This window comes from Bacillus sp. ME78 (genome assembly GCF_903970865.1).
Lineage (GTDB): Bacteria > Bacillota > Bacilli > Bacillales > Bacillaceae_G > Bacillus_A > Bacillus_A cereus.
On record NZ_CAJCKK010000002.1, the window covers coordinates 86,087 to 104,938 of the forward strand.

The following is an 18,852-nucleotide window of genomic DNA, read 5'->3' on the forward strand; positions in this document are numbered from 1 at the left end:
TAATTATTATCAATAGGATGGATGCGACATGTTAATGAGAAAAAAATTTCACCTTCTACGGAGGGGATTAAAAGATAAAAATAAAGATGTTGATCAGCATATGGAATGGCAACGAAATGTAATTCGGTCTGAATATGTAGATGAGAAGAAGAGCATTCAAACAGAAAAAGAGATACAAAGTAAAGGGAGAGGTTCAGTTGAGTAAGTTAGTAATGATTTTTGCAAGTATGAGTGGAAATACAGAGGAAATGGCTGACCATATTGCCGGCGTAATTCGTGAAACAGAAAATGAAATTGAAGTTATTGATATTATGGATTCACCAGAAGCTTCTATATTGGAACAGTATGATGGAATTATTTTAGGTGCATACACATGGGGAGATGGTGATCTTCCTGATGATTTCTTAGATTTTTATGATGCAATGGATTCTATTGATTTAACTGGGAAAAAAGCGGCAGTATTCGGATCATGTGATTCGGCTTATCCGAAATACGGAGTGGCGGTTGACATTTTAATAGAAAAGCTACAAGAGCGCGGGGCAGCAGTTGTGTTAGAAGGACTAAAAGTAGAATTAACGCCAGAAGATGAAGATGTAGAAAAATGTTTACAGTTTGGAGCTGAATTTGTAAAACACCTTTCTTAATGGCAGAAGGGAGCTGAAGAGCAAGTGCATGAGAAAATCTCAATCAAAACGATGACAGATTATCATTTGTATGATTTTATGCGGTGTCCGCATAAATTTTATTTTCGTCATATAAAAAGAAGAGAACCTTCTTCATTTGAATGGCAACAAATAGTGCAAATGATTGTGAATCAAATTATTAACGAGTATTACACGCTACCTGCGGGTCAACAAACGAAAATTGTACTTTTAATATTAATAGAAAAGTATTGGAAAAAAGTAAGGATTAATATGTTTGCTTCGAAGACGGAGTACTATATTGTATTAGCGAAGCTAACGGATCACTTATTACAGTTTGTTGAAAGGGATGATAGTCAGACACCACCATTGTTTTTATACGAGAAGTTTCAAACATATATGGAAGAGTTAGGTGTCCACATGTCATTGACATTTGAAGTTGGTGAGTGGAATGCTGAGTCGTTTGTAATTAAAAAGTATGTTGTCGATGCGGATGAGGAAATGCTTGCTCTTTGTCAGAAGCTAATGACAGTATTCAGTTATAAAGCTTTCGGCGTTCTTCCAGGAAAAATTGAAGTTATTAATTTAATAGAAGGAACTAAGTATGAGTACATTCCGAAACAGGAAGATATTATAACTGGAATGGCTGAGTTATCTAGAATGAAAGAAATGTTACAGCAACCTGAGCATTATACAGAGCGTCATTTTCGTTCTGAGTGTATAAGTTGTGCGTTTCGTAGTGAATGCCAAGGGGAAGAAGTAAAGAAAGAAGCGAAACAGAAGAAAAATATAGTTCATTAAAGGATGCAACTTTGCATCCTTTTTTGTTATTGACATGAAAAGCTTTTCATCATTTACGGTATATTTGTAGCAGATTTTAATAAAGTGAAACTTTAATCAGTGGGGGTCAATCGGGCTACCCGCAAATAGCGGGATAAAGGGAGGAATAATCAATGAAAGATGAAACGAAAGTATTTCAATGGTTAAAAGAACAAAATGCTCCTTTTGAAATTCAACTGCAAATTTTACAGGCATTTCAATTGTATAAAGTTATTGTTGAAATGGATAAAAAGTTAATGATGTATGAGGAGAGAGTATATAGGGAGAGAATGTAATCTCATCCCTGTAATATCGTTTTTAGTTGTTCTGTACTTGTAATGAATTCGAGTTCATTCTCTGATTCAAAGTTATAAATAATATTATGTAGTAAAGGACTATATTGATAAAAGGTAGTAATGCGGTGAATGAGTAATGGATCATGATGAGAAATAAGTGTACTGTACTGTTCATATACAGATGTAGTAAACTCATGTCCGAAATCATAATATAGTCCTGCAAAATCAAAAGCAGGATCGCCAATTTGCGCATCACCAAAATCGATAACACCTGAAATGCGTTTGTTCTGCTTGTTAAATAAAATGTGATGATGTGTAAAATCAGCGTGAATGATTGTATTTTGAAATTTAGATGTAGCTAGACAGGCAAAGAAATTCTCGAATAAACGATTTAAGGCTGATTTCTGGAACGAAGTAAGATTGTTAGTAACATACTGATTTAATTTAGTTTGTAGCTCTTTCCAGTAGGTAAGTGTTTTTTCAATAGGGAATCCTAACGCTGTAACACTTTTTAGAGGAATACTATGTAGAGCAGCAAGGAAAGTAGCTAATTGTGTAATAATTGCTTGCAGCTCTGTATCCTCCAGCGTGGCAACTATTTCTGTTTTTAATGGTTCACCATGAATGAGAGTATAGTAACTACAAATAGGAACCTCATCAGATTCATTTTTATAAATTAGGTGATATTGTGGAACTTCGATTTCTTGTAGTGATTGAGTGAGAATTGTGCATAGTTCTTTTTCTAACGGAATTCGCATTGCAAATTCCTGTTTTCGCGGGAAACGAAACAGTAGCTCATCATTTACTATAATTGCTACATTATCCCAACCTTCTTCATTTTGTTTATATGAATGTATAGAAAGATTAGGCAAAGCTTCTTTTATATAATGTTTGTAAGAGTCCATAATTGTTCCTCGTTTCTGAGTTAAGTTATTCTACTTTATAATATCAGAATTTTCTTTCTATATGTTAAAATATAGCTATCATTATGAAGAAGGGCGGGGGTATTACGAAAAAAAGACTGTTAATCATTTCTCTATGTATCGCTTTTGTATTGTTTTGGTCATATGAAGAGGAGGTTTTTGCTACCTTTAAACCGATTGATCAGTACGGATTAAATAAGGAGTTAAAGAATAAAAGTATAGAAAATTTAACTCATAATGAAATGAAAAAGGTAGGAGAGCATTTTGTGACTGAACAACTATCAGTGTTTGAGTTTAATGATAAAGAAGATGTGAAACGAAAAGGTGAAGAAATATTTTTAAATAGAGGGTATGAACAATTAATGGGAAATTATTATCCAAATCGTTTTCAAGAGTTAGAGTATAAATTTACAAACGAGGAGATACGTGAAGAGAAAGATGAGAGTTTTCTCTATCAAGCTGTAGCGTACGTTGCGGGTACTGAAAATGGTAAGAGAAGCGAAATGAAATTGAATTATGAAGTGAAAATTGTAAAGGTTAATAATATATTTATGGTGCTAGAACAAAAGCAGCGCGTACAATAAAGGAAATTCATTGCTCAATAGATCATTTTGGGGTGTACTACTTAATGCGGAATAAAAAGGCCCTCAAGGAATCAAGGACCTTTAAAGATTTTCATTTTGTTGACCAAGTTCTTTTTGAGCAATATATAAATTTCCTTGCTCCACTTGTTTAAGTGTATGAACAGAATCGCCTGCATATCCTTTTTGTGTTTTAACAGTTCTTTTGGAACGATTGGAATTTTGTTTCTTCATATAATAGGCCACCTTTCATCAAAAATAAACGAAAATGATAAGTATGAGTAATACAGCAGCGAAAATGGTAATGCCCATTAAAAACGAAGTGTTTTTATATTTAGGTGGCTTATGTACATCTTGCCGATATCCAGGTGAAATTTCAGGGGCAAATTCTTCATCGAATGATTGCTTTTTTTCTTTGTCGTCCATATGTACCCACCTTTCTTTTTCATTATATTATACGTTACAAGAAAAAATATGCATAAAGAAAACAGCCGCTTTATTATTAGCGGCTGTTTTGTGTTGTATATTTTCGTTGTACTTGAAAGAGACGGATAAGGAGGAAGGCAGCGCCAAATGCTAGACCGATAATAAGACCGATCCAATAACCTTTTGCGGCCCATTCTGTATATGTTGCTAATATGTAACCTAGTGGTAGACCTATTATCCAATAAGCAATTAAAGTCATAATTAGAGCAACATTTACATCTTTATAACCACGCAGAGCTCCTTGTACAGGGGTTGCAATTGCATCTGAAATTTGAAATAAAATCGCAAAGATAAGAAATTCTTTTGCTAAATGATGAACTTTTGCATCTGTCGTATAAATAGAAGCAATTTGATTATCAAAGAAGTAGAGAAGAATTGAATATAATAAAGCAAAGGCAAGGGCTAATCCAATTCCAATCAGTCCGTATTGTTTTGCATTATCGTAACGTTTTGCTCCAACTTCGAATCCGACTGCAATAGTCATTGCCATTGCTAAACTGAGCGGAGTCATATATAACAAGGAAGCAAAGTTCATAGCTGCTTGGTGAGCTGCAATAGTTGTCGTACTAAAATTACTCATCATGAGCGTTACCGCAGCGAAAATACTCGTTTCAAAAAAGATAGCAAATCCGATAGGAACGCCAAGCTTTAAGAATGCTGTCCAACTAGAAAGAGAAGGGCGATATAATTGTTTGAAAATGTTGAAAGAGGCAAAAGGCTCTTTCGTCTGAATAATAATGACTGTAATAATTAAAATGCACCAATATGTTGCAGTGGAAGCAATTGCTGCTCCGACACCACCAAGCTTTGGGAAACCGAAGTTACCAAAAATTAATAGGTAATTTAATATTACGTTAATTGGTAATGATAGTAATGTAATAATCATCGTTGTTCGAGTTTTTCCTAATGCATCAATAAATCCACGTAAAACAGTGTAAGTGAATAAAGGTATAATTCCTATTGCGATAATACTTAAAAATTGAGCTGCAATTCGTTCCACAGGTTCTTCTAAGCGCATGCCGTTTAAAATAGGTGAAACGACGAAGAAACCGATGAGGATAACAACGAAGCTAGCACAAATTGCTAAATAAACTGCTTGTATGACAACGTGGGGAACGTCCTTTTTTTTCTTGGATCCGACGAGCTGTGCAACAATGGGAGTAGTAGCCATTAAAATTCCTGTTAATCCCGTACTAACTGGAAGCCATATACTTGTTCCAATTGCAACACCTGCTAAATCAGTTGGACTTGCATGTCCTGACATTGTTGTATCAAAAAAACTCATCGCAAATAATGACATTTGCGTTACGAAAATCGGAAAAAATAGTAATACAAATTGCTTTAACTTTTGTGAAAATGAAGTAGTTTCTTTCATAAAATCCCCTTTCCATATAAAAAAACAAACTCTTACTATCATACAATTTAATCAAAGATTAGAAAAGAAATACGCGCCTACAACATATGAAACCAATAAAAAAAGGATGCACTTTGAAAAGGGATAAGGTATTATGATAAGGTGTGAAAAAATTACATATTATTTGTTATTAAGGAGGCACTACTTGTGGCTGATTGGTTAATTGGTTTAATCATGGGTGCTGTTGAAGGGTTAACAGAGTTTCTACCAGTATCATCAACAGGACATATGATTTTAACAGGACATTTAATTGGATTTGACGATGAGAGAGCGAAAGTTTTTGAAGTTGTTATCCAATTGGGATCGATTTTAGCAGTTGTTGTTATATTTTGGAAGCGTCTATGGTCGTTAGTTGGAATAGGTAAAGTAACAGACGGACCATCGTTAAATTTATTACATATTATTATCGGGATGATTCCTGCCGGGATACTTGGCGTATTATTCCATAGCACTATTAAAGAGGTTTTATTTGGTCCAGGACCAGTTGTTATTAGCTTAGTAGCCGGTGGTATTTTAATGATTGTTGCTGAGAAGTTTTCAAAACCAAGTACAGCAAGAACGTTAGATGAAATCACATATAAACAGGCATTTACAATTGGAATGTTTCAATGTTTAGCTCTTTGGCCAGGATTCTCTCGTTCTGGTTCTACAATCAGTGGTGGTTTATTAGCTCGCGTGTCGCATACAGCGGCAGCTGAATATACGTTCATTTTAGCGGTACCGATGATGGTAGCTGCAAGTGGATTAGATTTAATTAAAAGCTGGGATGTATTAAGCTCAGCAGATATAACGCTATTTGTAACAGGATTTGTAACTGCATTCGTTGTTGCGATGCTTGCAATTGTTTCATTCTTGAAATTATTATCTCGTGTGAAACTAACACCGTTCGCTTATTATCGTTTCATTTTAGCTGCGGTATTCTATTTCTTCATTATGTAATAAAAAAACCTGCCGAGCTCGGCAGGTTTTTTTATTTTACTATTTTTTCCACCATATTTTCCATTACATGCTCCCAAAGAGAAGTATCATCAGCTAATGTAGCACGGAAATTAGCATACATTTCTTTTTGTTTTTCTTCGAATGTTGGATCTTCTTTTTCAGGTAATGTAGCGCGCATTGAAGTTACTAATTCTTGTACTTTTGGAGCGCGTGGTCCAAAGACGGCTTGTTCATTTCCATCTTTATCAATGAAAATAAAGATTGGAATCGCACGTGCTGTTCCATTTGTTAAATATTGATCCATTAATTCTAAGTTTTCGTCGCGAATTAATAAACTCATTTCAATATTTGCAACTTCAGAAATTCGTTTCATAACAGGTACGCATAAAAGAGCATCGCCACACCAATCAGCAGTTAATACGATAACACGCCAGCCGTCATTTTGACGTTCTTCTAATACAGGAAGTAATTCATTTGGAATTAAAAAGTTATTGTAAATGTGTAGTAGCTCGTATTGGTTTACTTGCATTTCATTCACATATGTATCAAAGGACATACCTTTATCAGCCCATTGTTGTAAGTTCATAATTAACACCTCTTTAGTAAGATTTGCTTTCATTGTACCAATTTTTATATAGAAAAGCTTGTATTCTTACTCTTTCTCGTCACTTAATAATTTATTTAAGAGGAAAAAGAATAGTACGACACATAATTCAGCTATGTTGGACATTTGTACGCTTTCTATCCAATCATCAGCAGTATGAATGACGAACCAATCTAGTGTAATTTCAATGAATGAGAAAAGAGTAATAGAAATCCAATTTGGCATGTTTTGTGTCAGTGGATATAGCAGCGCTTTGAAGAAACTGAAGATGAAAAATGTAATACTGTCTAAGAAAGTGATTAATAAAAAAAAGAGAAGTAACGCAGTACGTGAACTATACTCGATACCTGTAATTTGAAAGATTCCTACATATACAAAAAATATAAATGCAAAAATTATAATGAGAAAAAGAGCAATAATACTAATGATAATCGTTTTATCTTTTAGGCTGAGATTTGAGAATTTCTCCTCCTCATGCATTAAAATACCCCCTTTTTCTGGAAGTTAACTTCATTTTATCATGAAATACATATTAAAAAACTACGAATTATGGGAAAATAAGGTGACAAAAAGTAAGATTTCATGTAAAATTATTAATAAGGTTTTTATTTAACTAAATGAAATAAAAGGAGCTGTCAAAGTTGTCTCAAAATCGAGAGCAATTAATGGAAGAACTATCGACAAATGTGTTTGCTATGTTTCGCACATTGCGTAATGATATCGGAAAAATATTCGGTGGTTACATACCGTGGAATGAATTCATCGTCCTGAGAATATTAAATCGTACGAATAAAGAAATGGTATCGCGTGTAGCAAATGAATTAAATGTGTCGAATAGTCATATTACAGCTGTTACAGAAAAATTAATTAATAAAGGTTTTGTAACTCGTTCACGTTCTACATCAGATCGCCGAGTTGTGTATTTAGAGATTACAGAACAAGGGAAAGATTTAGTTGCGAAAATGGAAGACGCGAAAAAACAATATTTACAAGAAAGATTCTCTACACTTTCAGAAGATGAAATGAATGTAATGATTTCGATTTCCAAAAAACTTATTTAAGTGATTATAAACAAGAAAACGCTTACGTGATGAAAGAGAAGATCTTCCTTATATATGGAAGGTCTTCTTTCGTGTGTAATAGATGTTAAAAAATAAAATGTGTATGAAAAAAGATAGAGCGCCATACTACTAATACAAGGAAGGGAGGGAGAAATATGACGAATCGTAACGGTAGTAAAGGGAGCGGTAATCAAGGATCACCAAAGTCTGGCCAGTTTAATCAGGAATTTAGCACTGAATTTGAAACTGGTAATGATAATAAAGGGAAAGAATATCGTTCTAAAAAAGGGAGTAAATCAAAAAAGGAGTGATCTGCCTCACTCCTTTTTTGATTTACGATGCTGCCGATTGATCAGTATTATATTTTTCTTCTGATTTTGCGACAATCATTGCGCAAATAGCATCCCCAGAAATGTTTACAGCTGTTCTAGACATATCTAGAATACGGTCAATACCGATAATTAAAGCGATACCTTCTACTGGTAGATTTACTTGATTTAAAACCATTGTAAGCATTACAAGTCCAACACCTGGTACACCAGCAGTACCGATACTAGCTAGTACAGCGGTTAATACGACCATAGCTAATTGCGGTAATGTAAGTTCAACTCCGTATACTTGAGCGATAAATACAGTTGCTACCCCTTGCATAATGGCAGTACCATCCATATTAATAGTTGCCCCTAGTGGTTGTACAAATGAGCTTATCGCTTTTGGAACGCCAAGCTTATCTTGTGCTGTTTTCATTGCAAATGGAAGCGATGCATTAGAGCTAGATGTACTAAATCCAATTGCCATTACTGGTCCGAAATGTTTAAAGAAACGAACAATACTTTCTTTTGCTAATACCTTTAATAAGCCACCATATACAAAGACCCCGTGAATAATGAGTACTAACATAACGACAATCATATACTTGAACATCGCAGCGACGCCTGCAAGCCCCATTTTACCAACGGATGAAGCGAGCAAACCGAATGTTCCAATTGGGGCTAATTTCATAACGAGATTAACGAGATACATCATTAATTCGTTGCCCTGTTCAAGTAATGAATGGATACCTTGAACTCGTTTTCCTAAAATAGCTATACCGAGTCCAATCAATACGGCAAAGGCAATGATTTGTAACATGTTTCCGTCAGCCATCGCTTTTGCTGGGTTATCTGGTACGATATTTAGCAATGTGTCGACGAAAGATGTTTCAGTTTTTGCACCTTCATACTTAAGACCTTCTGTTTTAAAATTACCGCCAGCTCCTGGTTTTATAATAAGTGCAAATGTAACCGCTATAGAGATGGCAACCGCAGTTGTTACGAGAAAGAATGAAATTGATTTTAAACCGATTCTTCCAAGTTGTTTCGGATCTCCAAGGCCGGCAGCACCAAGTACGATAGAAATGAATACAACAGGAACAACTAGCATTTTAATAAGTCGAATAAACAATTGACCAATTGGGTTGAACACATATTGATTTAGTGGCTCAAAGATAGATGGAGCGGCTAAATTTAGAGTGAGTCCAACAACTAGACCTAGAAATAATGCGATTAAGATTGCTTTTGTTTGTTTCAATAAAATCCCCCCTTTTGTTTTTGCGAAATTCCTTCCTAAAGTAATTATACCGAAAAAATACCTAATTTGACAATATTTTCTGAATTTTTAGGTTTTTATTTAAGTACAGATAGATTGATTTTGTGTTTGGAAAATAAAATAGACCATCACATAGGATGGTCAAGGGAAGGGGACAATTTATGTCAATTTAATTAGGGATGGAAGTTGCTATAAGACACTGGGGAATGTCTTATAAATTAGGGAGGAACAACTTCGATACATATACTATAAAAGATAGGTGTGACTCTCATGTGAACATAGGGTGAAAGAGAGAGGGAGTTTTAAATAAAAGATAGAAAGACAAAAAAATAAGACCATCATTTATAAGATGGTCAAGGAAGGGGACAATTTATGTCAATTTAATTAGGGATGGAAGCTGTTCAAAGACACTGGGGAATGTCTTATAAATTAGGGAGGAACAACTTCGATACATATACTATAAAAGGTAGATGTGACCTCTGTGTGAACATAGAGTGAAAGAGAGAGGAAGTTTTAAATAAAAGATAGAAAGACAAAAAAATAAGACCATCACATAAGATGGTCAAGGGAAGGGGACAATTTATGTCAATTTAATTAGGGATGGAAGCTATTCAAAGACACTGGGGAATGTCTTATAAATTAGGGAGGAACAGCTTCGATATATATACTATAAAAGGTGGATGTGACCTCTGTGTGAACATAGAGTGAAAGAGAGAGGAAGTTTTAAATAAAAGATAGAAAGACAAAAAAATAAGACCATCACATATAAGATGGTCAAGGGAAGGGGACAATTTATGTCAATTTAATTAGGGATGGAAGCTATTCAAAGACACTGGGGAATGTCTTATAAATTAGGGAGGAACAGCTTCGATACATATACTATAAAAGGTGAATGTGACCTCTATGTGAACATAGAGTGAAAGATATGGGGATTTGAAAAATAGTACATATGAAATTGTTATTGCTAGCAATATTGAGTTAGGACATATAGTTTTCCAGCATAAAAGAAAAAAGAAGTCTGAATATAAATAAAAGTTGTAATCTATGAAAAAAAGGATTATGCTCAACTATATTATAAGAATATAAGGTTTGTCCCAATTCTTTAAGGGCTTTTAAAAAGCTTTTTATTTATGAGGGGAAAGCTTCACTTTAATAAGGGAGTTAGTGATATGGAAGTAACAAAAAAACAAGGGCTGTATAATCGTCTTATACGATTAAACCCACCACAAATATTAGCGTTAGGTTTTTTCTGCTTAATTGTGGTTGGCGGTTTGTTATTAAAGTTACCATTCGCAACGAAAGCACATATTAGTTGGGTAGATGCTTTCTTTACAGCAACGTCAGCAGCGACCGTAACTGGTTTGGGAGTAGTGGATACAGCAAGTACATTTACGATGTTTGGCGAAATTGTTATTATGTTTTTAATTCAAACAGGTGGTCTAGGTCTTATGACAATTGCCATTTTAATTGTTTGGGTATTAGGCAAAAAAATCGGATTACGCCATCGTTTATTAATTGGAGAAGCGTTTAATCAAACAAATATAGGTGGTCTTGTAAAATTAGTAAAGCGTGTCTTTATATTTTCGATTTGTATTGAGCTTATTGGGGTCATCTTTTTATCGTTTCGCTTTATTCCAGAGTTTGGTTTTGGAAAAGGTTTATACTATAGTATTTTTCATGTAATTGCATCTTATAATAATGCAGGCTTTGCTTTATGGCCAGATAATTTAACAAGATATGTAGGAGATCCCATTATTAATATTGGGATTTGCTCTTTAATTGTAATAGGTGGACTCGGTTTTACCGTATTAATTGATATATGGTATAGTCGCAGTTTTCGAAAATTATCACTTCACTCAAAAATAATGATTATTGGAACAGTAGTGCTAAATGTTATAGCAATGATTGTAATTTTTGTATTGGAATATAATAATGTGAAGACGTTAGGGAATTTATCTTTAAATGAAAAACTATGGGCTTCCTTCTTTCAAGGTATTACCCCGCGGACAGCTGGATTTAATACGGTTGACTATGGAGGTATGGAAGAATCATCTATATTATTTACGATGATTTTAATGTTTATTGGTGCAGGAAGTGTATCAACAGGTGGAGGAATTAAATTAACAACGTTTGTTATCTTAATTACATCTGTCCTTTCTTTCTTTAGAAAAAAGGAGGAAATTGTTTTATTTCAGCGTACAATTAAAATGTCGACAGTAACGAGGGCCTTAGCGATTGCTGTTGCCAGTCAAATACTTATTTTTGCAGCGGTATTTATATTAATGCTTACAGAAAACTTCAGCTTTATTCAATTATTATTTGAGACAATATCAGCGTTTGGTACAGTCGGATTAACGATGGGAATTACTGCAAAGCTATCGGCATTCGGAAAATGTATTATTATGTTTGTTATGTTCTGCGGATTAATTGGACCATTAACACTTGTGTTCTCTTTAGCGCGACCAGCAAAACAAAAAATAAAATATCCATCGGAAGATGTGTTTACAGGATAAGGTATCCCGCGTTAAGCGAGATACCTTTTTCTTTTTTAGAAAAGGGAGAACAATAAACCAATAAGTGCTACTCGGAATAAAATTGCAATAAGTGCAGCAATCCCACCGACAACTGCAGCGATACCGCCAGTTACAGTAGCTCCGCGATTATAAGCGTAAATACCGAGTAAAACAGAAACAAGACCAAATAGTGTTGGGAATGTAAATAGCGATAAGATAGATAGCGCAAGAGCGATAAAACCAGCAGTTGATCCAGCAGCGGACGATTTTACAACATCTTTATCGTCTTTATCATCGTAATCATAATCAATGCGTTGTGGTGCAACCTCAGCGGCATACTCTTCTTTATAGTCACTATAATCACTATCTATTCTATCTCTTCTTTTATAATCATCAAATTTCTCAGTCAAAGTCATGGCTCCTTTCATAACAAGGTTCAATAGTAGTATGTATCTCTTTTTCTTTTTTATCCCGCATTAACGGGCAGTAATATCTATTAAAAGGAGGAAAATGTTTTCTTGAAATAGGAAAAGTTAGTATGACTTCCTCTATTTTGGAAAGTATAAAAAGGAATAATGAGGAAAGGGTGCAATACATAATGGAACATCCAATTGAAAATTTAATGAAAACGGCAATGACAAATTTAAAAGAGATGGTAGATGTAAATACAATTGTTGGGAGCCCAGTTTCAACAGCTGACGGAAATGTTGTATTAACAGTATCTCAAGTGGCTTTTGGTTTTGGAGCTGGTGGAAGTGATTTTAAAGGGGGTTTCATTACTGAAAAACATAACGGTGGGCAAAATCAGCATAAAGAGAACAAGCAAGGGCATCCATTTGGAGGAGGAAGCGGGGCTGGGGTTTCTATTAGTCCAGTAGCTTTTTTAGTAGTTGGTTCTAATGGGGTGCAAGTATTACATCTCAACAGCAGTACACATTTAATTGAAAAGGCTTTAAATACTGTACCAAGCACTGTAGATAAATTTGTGAATGGTCGTCAAAAGTGAACTTGCATTTTTTAGGAATTATGATATATTAGAAAAAGTGCGCTTTAGGATGATCGGAATAATTGAAATGTAAATATATATGATGTGTGGAATAAGGGAGAGGAATTTATGATTAATATCAAAAACTTAGTAGTTGGCTTATTTATGTTAGTAAGCGGCTTTGTTGTATATGTAATAAAAGAAAAAGCTCCATTCTAAAACAGACAAACCGTTAATGTCTGTTTTTAATTTGCGGAAAAATATTGACAAGCTATTGTATTGGTGTTAGAATTTTAATTCGTGTCTCGGTTACAGCTAGTGTAAAGTAAATATCTCTTATGAATGCAATACGAAAAGTTTGCGAAAGATCGGGTAATTTTATCAACAACTTTTGTGAACAAACCCTATAAATTGTATTTGTAAGCTATATATGTATACTAGTGAATCAAGGAGCGGTCAGTGGAACCGTAATGATGAGAGAGAGGTAGGGCTTTCATCCAGTATATGTTACTTTCCCGTTAGGTGAATATAAAAAAGAGGACTCCTTTTAAAAGGAGTCCTCTTTCATTTTTTAAGTGCGACTTTCAACTTGTTGACAAATTTCATCCGTTGTTAAACCGTGAGCTGTAATGACTGATCCTTTAATTGATGCATCTGCAATGCCCATCACATTAGAATCTTGCCCAGTTACAACGCAACAATCACACCCTTGTGCATCCTGTTCTGAGTTAAGTGTAACAACTTCATGACCTTGTTGCTGAAGAGCTTGTTGAACGTCTGTTAATGAGTTTTCAACGCCAATTCTAGCCATAATTCTCACCTCCTACCATCTAATTGCTAGTATGCTCAAGTTCACTGCATTTATGAAAAGACGGTAGGAAGTAAATCTTTGTTTAGTCGTTATATACGCCAGTAAGCATTTGACTAACGAATTGATCGTTTAATGTATCTTGGGCAGAAGAAGTATTTGAATGGATGTCGATTGAAGCAATAAAATGATTATGTTCTTGCGTATTTGGTTCTACCTCTACGTAATTATCGAATTTACAAAAACCTTTCGTATCCATTAGATCAAATAATTGCAGCATTTCTACTACCTCTTGTCTCGTTCCTTTAATTTGTACACACGCCATATTTATTTCCTCCTTCATTTTGACAAATTGTTTTTTAAAAATAGGATTATGATTACGAAATGAAAAATATGAATGTTATTTTTAGACAGCGCTATTTTTGTTATTTCCCCCCTTTTTCAGCAAAAGTCGTTATATATTCCCGGATTTATAAAATCGGACGTCCGTTTATTGAATACAATAGATTCGTATCAATTGATGAAAATCCTTCTTTTAAACAAATATTTTTTTAGTGGAAATTGGCGAAAAAAATTTTTTGACTTTTTGTAAACGTTAACAATGTTGTTAAATCAATATAAGTAAAGAAGTACGTACGATTAAAAATTATAAATTTTCTAAAAATTAACTTGATTTATTTAGAAAGGAGAGTAAACTAGGAAACAATAAAAAATTCATAGAACATAGGAGGCGCTTCTAGTGAATGAGCAATGGATTTTCTTAAATGGAGAATTTGTTCCAAAAGATGAGGCAAAAGTTTCAGTATATGATCATGGCTATTTATATGGCGATGGAGTGTTTGAAGGAATTAGAGTTTATAGCGGTAATGTTTTCCGTTTGAGAGAGCATCTTGTCCGGTTGTATGAATCAGCAAAATCAATCCTTTTAGAAATTCCATATTCATTAGATGAAGTAACAAATATTGTTGTTGAGACGATTCGACAAAATAAATTATCTAATGGATACATTCGCCTTGTTGTATCAAGAGGAGCAGGAAATCTTGGATTGGATCCCGATTCATGTAAGAAGCCGAATGTAGTAGTAATTGCAGAACAATTATCTTTATTCCCACAAGAATATTATGAGAAAGGGATTCCAGTTGTAACAGTTGCAACGCGCCGAAATCGTCCCGATGTTTTATCCCCTCAAGTAAAATCTTTAAATTACTTAAACAATATTTTAGTTCGTATTGAAGCGAAATTAGCTGGAGTACAAGAAGCACTTATGTTAAATGATCAAGGATATGTAGCTGAAGGCTCAGGAGATAACGTGTTTATTGTTAAAGGAAATAAATTAATTACACCACCAAGTTCTGCTGGAGCGTTAGAAGGTATTACACGAAACGCCATTTTAGAAATCGGCGAAAAACTTGGATATGACGTAAGAGAAGAGTTATTTACAAGACATGATGTATATGTAGCTGATGAAGTGTTTTTAACAGGAACAGCTGCTGAAGTTATTGCTGTTACGACAGTAGATGGTAGAACGATTGGCTTAGGGCAAACAGGTCCACATACGAACCGTTTATTAGAAGAGTTTCGTAAGTTAGTTGTAGAAGATGGAGAGAAAATTTACGAAGAAAATAAAGTTGGATAACAACTTTTTTAACATAAGAAAGCGTTGATAGGGAGGAGTAGTTGATTGTGAAGCCTCACAGAGAGTCGGTGGTTGCTGAAAACCGATGGTTCACGTCGACGAACATCGCCCTTGAGTGCTAAGCTAAAGCATTTGTCTAGGCTTAGACGGTAGCTCCGTTATTAGCTAGATCCATTTATGGATCACTGAGGCAAGAGTATTCTTGCAAAGAAGGGTGGTACCGCGAAATCTTTCGTCCCTTCAGCACATAGCTGGAGTGTGGACGTAGGATTTTTTTATTGTATAAAAGTTTGAAAAAGGGGGCTTATAAGAACAATGTCTTCAAAAACGGAAGAGAAACTGGCAACTGGTGCACAGCTATTGTTAGAAGCGCTAGAAAAGGAAGGCGTAAAAGTGATTTTCGGTTATCCGGGTGGTGCCGTTTTACCTCTCTATGATGCACTGTATGATTGTGAAATTCCTCATATTTTAACAAGGCATGAGCAAGGAGCAATTCACGCTGCTGAAGGGTATGCCAGAATTACAGGGAACCCAGGGGTTGTAATTGCAACGAGTGGACCAGGTGCTACAAATGTAATTACGGGTCTAGCGGATGCGATGATTGATTCATTGCCACTTGTTGTATTTACAGGCCAAGTAGCAACAACGTTAATTGGGAGCGATGCTTTTCAAGAGGCGGATATTATGGGACTTACGATGCCAGTGACAAAACATAACTATCAAGTGCGAAAGGCCTCAGATTTACCTCGAATTATTAAAGAAGCATTTCATATTGCTAAAACAGGAAGACCAGGACCAGTCGTTATTGACCTTCCGAAAGATATGGTAGTCGAGAAAGGTGAGCGATGTAGCAATGTACAAATGGATTTACCAGGATATAACCCTAATTATGAACCGAATCTACTTCAAATAAACAAATTACTACAAGCAATTGAAACCGCAAAAAAACCGTTAATTTTAGCTGGAGCAGGTATACTGCATGCGAAAGCTTCGAAAGAATTGACAAGTTTTGCCCGTAAATATGAAATCCCTGTTGTGCATACGTTACTTGGACTTGGTGGTTTTCCGCCAGATGATGGGCTATTTCTAGGGATGGGGGGAATGCACGGTTCTTACACAGCCAATATGGCGTTATATGAATGCGACTTACTCATTAATATAGGTGCGAGATTTGACGATCGTCTTACTGGGAATTTAGCTTTTTTTGCTAAAGGGGCGACTGTTGCACATATCGATATTGATCCAGCAGAAATCGGGAAAAATGTGCCAACAGAGATTCCTATTGTTGCAAGTGCTAAGCGGGCGTTAGAAGTATTGCTTCAATCAGAAGGAAAGAAAGAAAATCATCATGAATGGCTCTCTTTATTAAAGAGTAGAAAAGAAAAGTACCCATTCTCTTATAAACGAAATTCTGAAAGTATTAAACCTCAATACGCGATTGATATGCTATATGAAATCACGAAAGGAGAAGCGATTGTAACAACAGACGTTGGGCAACATCAAATGTGGGCAGCACAATACTATCCGTTGAAAAATCCAGATAAATGGGTAACTTCTGGCGGATTAGGAACGATGGGGTTCGGATTTCCAGCAGCAATCGGTGCGCAAATTGCAAAGCCTGAAGAATTAGTTATTGCAATTGTTGGTGATGCTGGGTTTCAAATGACTCTGCAAGAATTAAGTGTATTAAAAGAACACGCTTTACCCGTTAAAGTATTTATTTTAAATAATGAAGCTTTAGGAATGGTAAGACAATGGCAAGATGAATTTTACAATCAAAGATATTCACATTCTTTATTGCCATGCCAACCAGATTTCGTCGCTCTTGCGAATGCGTATGGTATAAAAGGTGTTCGTATTGACGATCCACTTCTTGCAAAGAAGCAAATCCAGCATGCGATCGAATTACAAGAGCCAGTCGTAATCGATTGTCGTGTACTTCAATCAGAGAAGGTTATGCCGATGGTTGCACCAGGAAAAGGTGTTCACCAAATGGAGGGAGTGGAAAAAGGGTGAAGAGAATTGTTACAGCGACAGTTCGAAATCAAAGTGGTGTGTTAAACAGAATTACAGGGGTTATGACACGAAGACATTTTAATATTGAAAGTATTTCAGTAGGTCATACAGAATCATCAGATATATCGCGAATGACGATTGTTGTACACGTTGAAAGTGAACAGCAAGTTGAGCAGTTAATTAAACAACTTCATAAGCAAATCGATGTTCTGAAAGTATCAGATATTACAGAAGAAGCAATGATTGCTAGAGAGCTTGCTCTTATTAAAGTAGCAACTTCTGTAGCGAGGGCAGAATTATATAGTTTAATTGAACCATTTCGAGCCGCTGTAATAGATGTTGGGAAGGATTCCATAGTTGTGCAAGTAACAGGTACGCAAGATAAAGTAGAAGCGTTAATTGAATTACTTCGTCCATACGGTTTAAAAGAAATTGCTAGAACAGGTGTAACAGCATTTACACGTAGTATGAAAAAACAAGATAAGCAAGTTATGTTAATTCAATAATCATTTAAATATAGGGGGAAATGAAAATGGCAAAAGTTTATTATGAGAAAGATGTAACAGTAAATGTATTAAAGGAAAAGAAAGTAGCAATCATCGGATATGGCTCGCAAGGTCATGCGCATGCGCAAAATTTACGTGATAACGGATTTGATGTAGTAATAGGTTTAAGAAAAGGTAAGTCTTGGGATAAAGCGAATGAAGATGGGTTTTCTGTATATACAGTAGCAGAAGCAGCGGAAAAAGCTGATGTAGTAATGATTCTATTACCTGATGAATTACAACCAGAAGTATATGAAGCTGAAATTGCACCAAATTTACAGGCTGGAAACTCTCTCGTGTTCGCACATGGATTTAATGTTCACTTTGATCAAGTAAAACCACCAGCTAATGTAGATGTATTTCTAGTAGCGCCAAAAGGACCGGGGCATCTCGTACGCCGTACGTTCGCCGAGGGAGGGGCTGTTCCTGCATTATTTGCAGTATATCAAGATGCAACAGGAGTTGCGACTGAAAAAGCACTTTCTTATGCTGACGGAATTGGAGCAACGAGAGCTGGTGTATTAGAAACGACGTTTAAAGAAGAAACAGAAACAGATTTATTTGGAGAGCAAGCTGTACTCTGCGGCGGAGTAACTGCACTTGTAAAAGCAGGATTTGAAACGTTAGTTGATGCGGGATACCAGCCTGAACTTGCATATTTTGAATGTTTACATGAACTGAAGCTAATCGTTGACCTTATGTATGAAGGTGGACTTGAAAATATGAGATATTCAGTTTCAGATACAGCGCAGTGGGGAGACTTCGTATCAGGACCACGCGTTGTTACTGAAGATACGAAGAAAGCGATGGGGGCAGTATTAGCAGAAATTCAAGATGGTACATTTGCAAGAGGCTGGATTGCAGAGCATAAAGCAGGAAGACCAAATTTCCACGCGACAAATGAGAAAGAGAATGAACATGAAATCGAAGTAGTAGGACGTAAATTACGTGAAATGATGCCTTTCGTACAGCCGCGAGTAAAGGTAGGGATTAAATAA

At 35.4% G+C, this 18,852-nt stretch carries 25 protein-coding genes and 1 other annotated feature; of the genes, 15 read left to right on the top strand and 10 right to left on the bottom strand.

Annotated elements, in window-relative coordinates; translation table 11 throughout:
* The first annotated feature begins 28 nt into the window (after nt 1–28).
* From H6481_RS04065 to H6481_RS04080, 4 genes are all read left to right on the top strand, one after another.
* On the top strand, nt 29–205 hold the full coding sequence (locus tag H6481_RS04065) for a hypothetical protein (RefSeq protein ID WP_000929009.1): 177 nt from the start codon (nt 29–31) through the stop codon (nt 203–205).
* Nucleotides 198–644, top strand: a complete 447-nt coding sequence (locus H6481_RS04070; protein ID WP_000041153.1) for a flavodoxin — start codon at nt 198–200, stop codon at nt 642–644. The genes H6481_RS04065 and H6481_RS04070 overlap by 8 nt, the downstream gene beginning before the upstream one ends.
* 24 nt (nt 645–668) lie before the next feature.
* Complete coding sequence (locus H6481_RS04075; protein WP_000544586.1) at nt 669–1,442, top strand: hypothetical protein; 774 nt, start codon at nt 669–671, stop codon at nt 1,440–1,442.
* Between the two features lie 152 nt (nt 1,443–1,594).
* Complete coding sequence (locus H6481_RS04080; protein WP_000651086.1) at nt 1,595–1,756, top strand: hypothetical protein; 162 nt, start codon at nt 1,595–1,597, stop codon at nt 1,754–1,756.
* A 2-nt stretch (nt 1,757–1,758) separates the two neighbouring features.
* Here the strand turns inward: H6481_RS04080 and H6481_RS04085 are convergent, their stop codons facing one another.
* Complete coding sequence (locus tag H6481_RS04085) at nt 1,759–2,661, bottom strand: aminoglycoside phosphotransferase family protein (RefSeq protein ID WP_182811068.1); 903 nt, start codon at nt 2,659–2,661, stop codon at nt 1,759–1,761.
* Between the two features lie 83 nt (nt 2,662–2,744).
* On the opposite strand from H6481_RS04085, the gene H6481_RS04090 reads away from it, so the two are divergent.
* On the top strand, nt 2,745–3,263 hold the full coding sequence (locus H6481_RS04090; RefSeq protein WP_182811070.1) for a biotin transporter BioY: 519 nt from the start codon (nt 2,745–2,747) through the stop codon (nt 3,261–3,263).
* Nucleotides 3,264–3,344: 81 nt separating this feature from the next.
* Here the strand turns inward: H6481_RS04090 and H6481_RS04095 are convergent, their stop codons facing one another.
* The 3 genes from H6481_RS04095 to H6481_RS04105 all read right to left on the bottom strand — a co-directional run bounded on the left by H6481_RS04095 (nt 3,345) and on the right by H6481_RS04105 (nt 5,121).
* Nucleotides 3,345–3,494, bottom strand: coding sequence for a hypothetical protein (locus H6481_RS04095; RefSeq protein WP_000744623.1), 150 nt, complete (start codon nt 3,492–3,494; stop codon nt 3,345–3,347).
* 18 nt (nt 3,495–3,512) lie between these two features.
* On the bottom strand, nt 3,513–3,686 hold the full coding sequence (locus H6481_RS04100) for a hypothetical protein (RefSeq protein ID WP_000341062.1): 174 nt from the start codon (nt 3,684–3,686) through the stop codon (nt 3,513–3,515).
* A gap of 76 nt (nt 3,687–3,762) precedes the next feature.
* Nucleotides 3,763–5,121 carry an MATE family efflux transporter gene (locus tag H6481_RS04105; RefSeq protein WP_000665559.1) on the bottom strand — a complete coding sequence of 453 codons (1,359 nt, stop codon included), beginning with the start codon at nt 5,119–5,121 and terminating at the stop codon, nt 3,763–3,765.
* 186 nt (nt 5,122–5,307) lie between these two features.
* Between H6481_RS04105 and uppP the strand changes: the two genes are divergently transcribed.
* The gene (gene uppP / locus H6481_RS04110) at nt 5,308–6,099 is read left to right on the top strand and encodes a bacitracin resistance undecaprenyl-diphosphatase (protein WP_000796253.1); all 792 of its coding nucleotides are present in this window, start codon (nt 5,308–5,310) and stop codon (nt 6,097–6,099) included.
* 31 nt (nt 6,100–6,130) lie between these two features.
* On the opposite strand, the gene H6481_RS04115 is transcribed toward uppP, so the two are convergent.
* Together H6481_RS04115 and H6481_RS04120 are read right to left on the bottom strand one after the other, a co-directional pair.
* Complete coding sequence (locus H6481_RS04115) at nt 6,131–6,718, bottom strand: thioredoxin family protein (RefSeq protein WP_002040836.1); 588 nt, start codon at nt 6,716–6,718, stop codon at nt 6,131–6,133.
* A gap of 33 nt (nt 6,719–6,751) precedes the next feature.
* Nucleotides 6,752–7,183 (bottom strand): YrvL family regulatory protein, encoded by a 432-nt coding sequence (locus H6481_RS04120; RefSeq protein WP_000544072.1) that lies wholly within the window; start codon nt 7,181–7,183, stop codon nt 6,752–6,754.
* 161 nt (nt 7,184–7,344) lie between these two features.
* Here H6481_RS04120 and H6481_RS04125 point away from each other — a divergent pair, with 161 nt between their 5' ends.
* Both H6481_RS04125 and H6481_RS04130 read left to right on the top strand, forming a co-directional pair.
* Nucleotides 7,345–7,764 carry a MarR family transcriptional regulator gene (locus tag H6481_RS04125; RefSeq protein ID WP_000081434.1) on the top strand — a complete coding sequence of 140 codons (420 nt, stop codon included), beginning with the start codon at nt 7,345–7,347 and terminating at the stop codon, nt 7,762–7,764.
* A gap of 155 nt (nt 7,765–7,919) precedes the next feature.
* Nucleotides 7,920–8,075 (top strand): hypothetical protein, encoded by a 156-nt coding sequence (locus tag H6481_RS04130; protein WP_000184928.1) that lies wholly within the window; start codon nt 7,920–7,922, stop codon nt 8,073–8,075.
* 22 nt (nt 8,076–8,097) lie between these two features.
* On the opposite strand, the gene H6481_RS04135 is transcribed toward H6481_RS04130, so the two are convergent.
* The gene (locus H6481_RS04135; protein ID WP_000814809.1) at nt 8,098–9,333 is read right to left on the bottom strand and encodes a dicarboxylate/amino acid:cation symporter; all 1,236 of its coding nucleotides are present in this window, start codon (nt 9,331–9,333) and stop codon (nt 8,098–8,100) included.
* A 1,187-nt stretch (nt 9,334–10,520) separates the two neighbouring features.
* On the opposite strand from H6481_RS04135, the gene H6481_RS04140 reads away from it, so the two are divergent.
* Nucleotides 10,521–11,864 (top strand): TrkH family potassium uptake protein, encoded by a 1,344-nt coding sequence (locus H6481_RS04140; protein WP_000454115.1) that lies wholly within the window; start codon nt 10,521–10,523, stop codon nt 11,862–11,864.
* Between the two features lie 35 nt (nt 11,865–11,899).
* Here H6481_RS04140 and H6481_RS04145 read toward each other — a convergent pair whose 3' ends face one another.
* Nucleotides 11,900–12,274 carry a hypothetical protein gene (locus tag H6481_RS04145; RefSeq protein WP_000136546.1) on the bottom strand — a complete coding sequence of 125 codons (375 nt, stop codon included), beginning with the start codon at nt 12,272–12,274 and terminating at the stop codon, nt 11,900–11,902.
* 128 nt (nt 12,275–12,402) lie between these two features.
* Between H6481_RS04145 and ytfJ the strand changes: the two genes are divergently transcribed.
* Both ytfJ and H6481_RS04155 read left to right on the top strand, forming a co-directional pair.
* Nucleotides 12,403–12,870: a GerW family sporulation protein gene (ytfJ, locus tag H6481_RS04150; protein ID WP_002093915.1), complete on the top strand. Its 468-nt coding sequence runs from the start codon at nt 12,403–12,405 to the stop codon at nt 12,868–12,870.
* A 108-nt stretch (nt 12,871–12,978) separates the two neighbouring features.
* Nucleotides 12,979–13,068 (top strand): hypothetical protein, encoded by a 90-nt coding sequence (locus H6481_RS04155; protein ID WP_000608227.1) that lies wholly within the window; start codon nt 12,979–12,981, stop codon nt 13,066–13,068.
* Nucleotides 13,069–13,420: 352 nt separating this feature from the next.
* On the opposite strand, the gene H6481_RS04160 is transcribed toward H6481_RS04155, so the two are convergent.
* Complete coding sequence (locus tag H6481_RS04160; protein ID WP_000101021.1) at nt 13,421–13,660, bottom strand: YkuS family protein; 240 nt, start codon at nt 13,658–13,660, stop codon at nt 13,421–13,423.
* Between the two features lie 82 nt (nt 13,661–13,742).
* Nucleotides 13,743–13,982, bottom strand: a complete 240-nt coding sequence (locus tag H6481_RS04165; RefSeq protein ID WP_000752514.1) for a DUF3911 family protein — start codon at nt 13,980–13,982, stop codon at nt 13,743–13,745.
* Between the two features lie 414 nt (nt 13,983–14,396).
* Here H6481_RS04165 and ilvE point away from each other — a divergent pair, with 414 nt between their 5' ends.
* From ilvE to ilvC, 4 genes are all read left to right on the top strand, one after another.
* Nucleotides 14,397–15,293 carry a branched-chain-amino-acid transaminase gene (gene ilvE, locus H6481_RS04170; RefSeq protein WP_001005486.1) on the top strand — a complete coding sequence of 299 codons (897 nt, stop codon included), beginning with the start codon at nt 14,397–14,399 and terminating at the stop codon, nt 15,291–15,293.
* A gap of 15 nt (nt 15,294–15,308) precedes the next feature.
* Nucleotides 15,309–15,536 (top strand) — a binding site (T-box leader).
* A 72-nt stretch (nt 15,537–15,608) separates the two neighbouring features.
* Complete coding sequence (gene ilvB, locus H6481_RS04175; protein WP_064531909.1) at nt 15,609–17,309, top strand: acetolactate synthase large subunit; 1,701 nt, start codon at nt 15,609–15,611, stop codon at nt 17,307–17,309.
* Complete coding sequence (ilvN, locus tag H6481_RS04180; protein ID WP_000822952.1) at nt 17,306–17,815, top strand: acetolactate synthase small subunit; 510 nt, start codon at nt 17,306–17,308, stop codon at nt 17,813–17,815. Before ilvB ends, ilvN begins: the two co-directional genes overlap by 4 nt.
* Nucleotides 17,816–17,841: 26 nt before the next feature.
* Nucleotides 17,842–18,852: a ketol-acid reductoisomerase gene (gene ilvC, locus H6481_RS04185; RefSeq protein ID WP_182811072.1), complete on the top strand. Its 1,011-nt coding sequence runs from the start codon at nt 17,842–17,844 to the stop codon at nt 18,850–18,852.

Excerpts from the sequence above, each read along its gene's own strand:
- ytfJ (WP_002093915.1), top strand. The coding sequence starts at position 12,403 with ATGACTTCCTCTATTTTGGAAAGTATAAAAAGGAATAATGAGGAAAGG.
- H6481_RS04085 (WP_182811068.1), bottom strand. The coding sequence starts at position 2,661 with ATGGACTCTTACAAACATTATATAAAAGAAGCTTTGCCTAATCTTTCT.
- H6481_RS04160 (WP_000101021.1), bottom strand. The coding sequence starts at position 13,660 with ATGGCTAGAATTGGCGTTGAAAACTCATTAACAGACGTTCAACAAGCT.
- H6481_RS04065 (WP_000929009.1), top strand. The coding sequence starts at position 29 with ATGTTAATGAGAAAAAAATTTCACCTTCTACGGAGGGGATTAAAAGAT.
- H6481_RS04165 (WP_000752514.1), bottom strand. The coding sequence starts at position 13,982 with ATGGCGTGTGTACAAATTAAAGGAACGAGACAAGAGGTAGTAGAAATG.
- H6481_RS04090 (WP_182811070.1), top strand. The coding sequence starts at position 2,745 with ATGAAGAAGGGCGGGGGTATTACGAAAAAAAGACTGTTAATCATTTCT.
- H6481_RS04120 (WP_000544072.1), bottom strand. The coding sequence starts at position 7,183 with ATGCATGAGGAGGAGAAATTCTCAAATCTCAGCCTAAAAGATAAAACG.
- H6481_RS04095 (WP_000744623.1), bottom strand. The coding sequence starts at position 3,494 with ATGAAGAAACAAAATTCCAATCGTTCCAAAAGAACTGTTAAAACACAA.
- H6481_RS04155 (WP_000608227.1), top strand. The coding sequence starts at position 12,979 with ATGATTAATATCAAAAACTTAGTAGTTGGCTTATTTATGTTAGTAAGC.
- ilvB (WP_064531909.1), top strand. The coding sequence starts at position 15,609 with ATGTCTTCAAAAACGGAAGAGAAACTGGCAACTGGTGCACAGCTATTG.
- H6481_RS04105 (WP_000665559.1), bottom strand. The coding sequence starts at position 5,121 with ATGAAAGAAACTACTTCATTTTCACAAAAGTTAAAGCAATTTGTATTA.
- H6481_RS04140 (WP_000454115.1), top strand. The coding sequence starts at position 10,521 with ATGGAAGTAACAAAAAAACAAGGGCTGTATAATCGTCTTATACGATTA.
- ilvC (WP_182811072.1), top strand. The coding sequence starts at position 17,842 with ATGGCAAAAGTTTATTATGAGAAAGATGTAACAGTAAATGTATTAAAG.
- H6481_RS04100 (WP_000341062.1), bottom strand. The coding sequence starts at position 3,686 with ATGGACGACAAAGAAAAAAAGCAATCATTCGATGAAGAATTTGCCCCT.
- H6481_RS04115 (WP_002040836.1), bottom strand. The coding sequence starts at position 6,718 with ATGAAAGCAAATCTTACTAAAGAGGTGTTAATTATGAACTTACAACAA.
- H6481_RS04080 (WP_000651086.1), top strand. The coding sequence starts at position 1,595 with ATGAAAGATGAAACGAAAGTATTTCAATGGTTAAAAGAACAAAATGCT.
- H6481_RS04130 (WP_000184928.1), top strand. The coding sequence starts at position 7,920 with ATGACGAATCGTAACGGTAGTAAAGGGAGCGGTAATCAAGGATCACCA.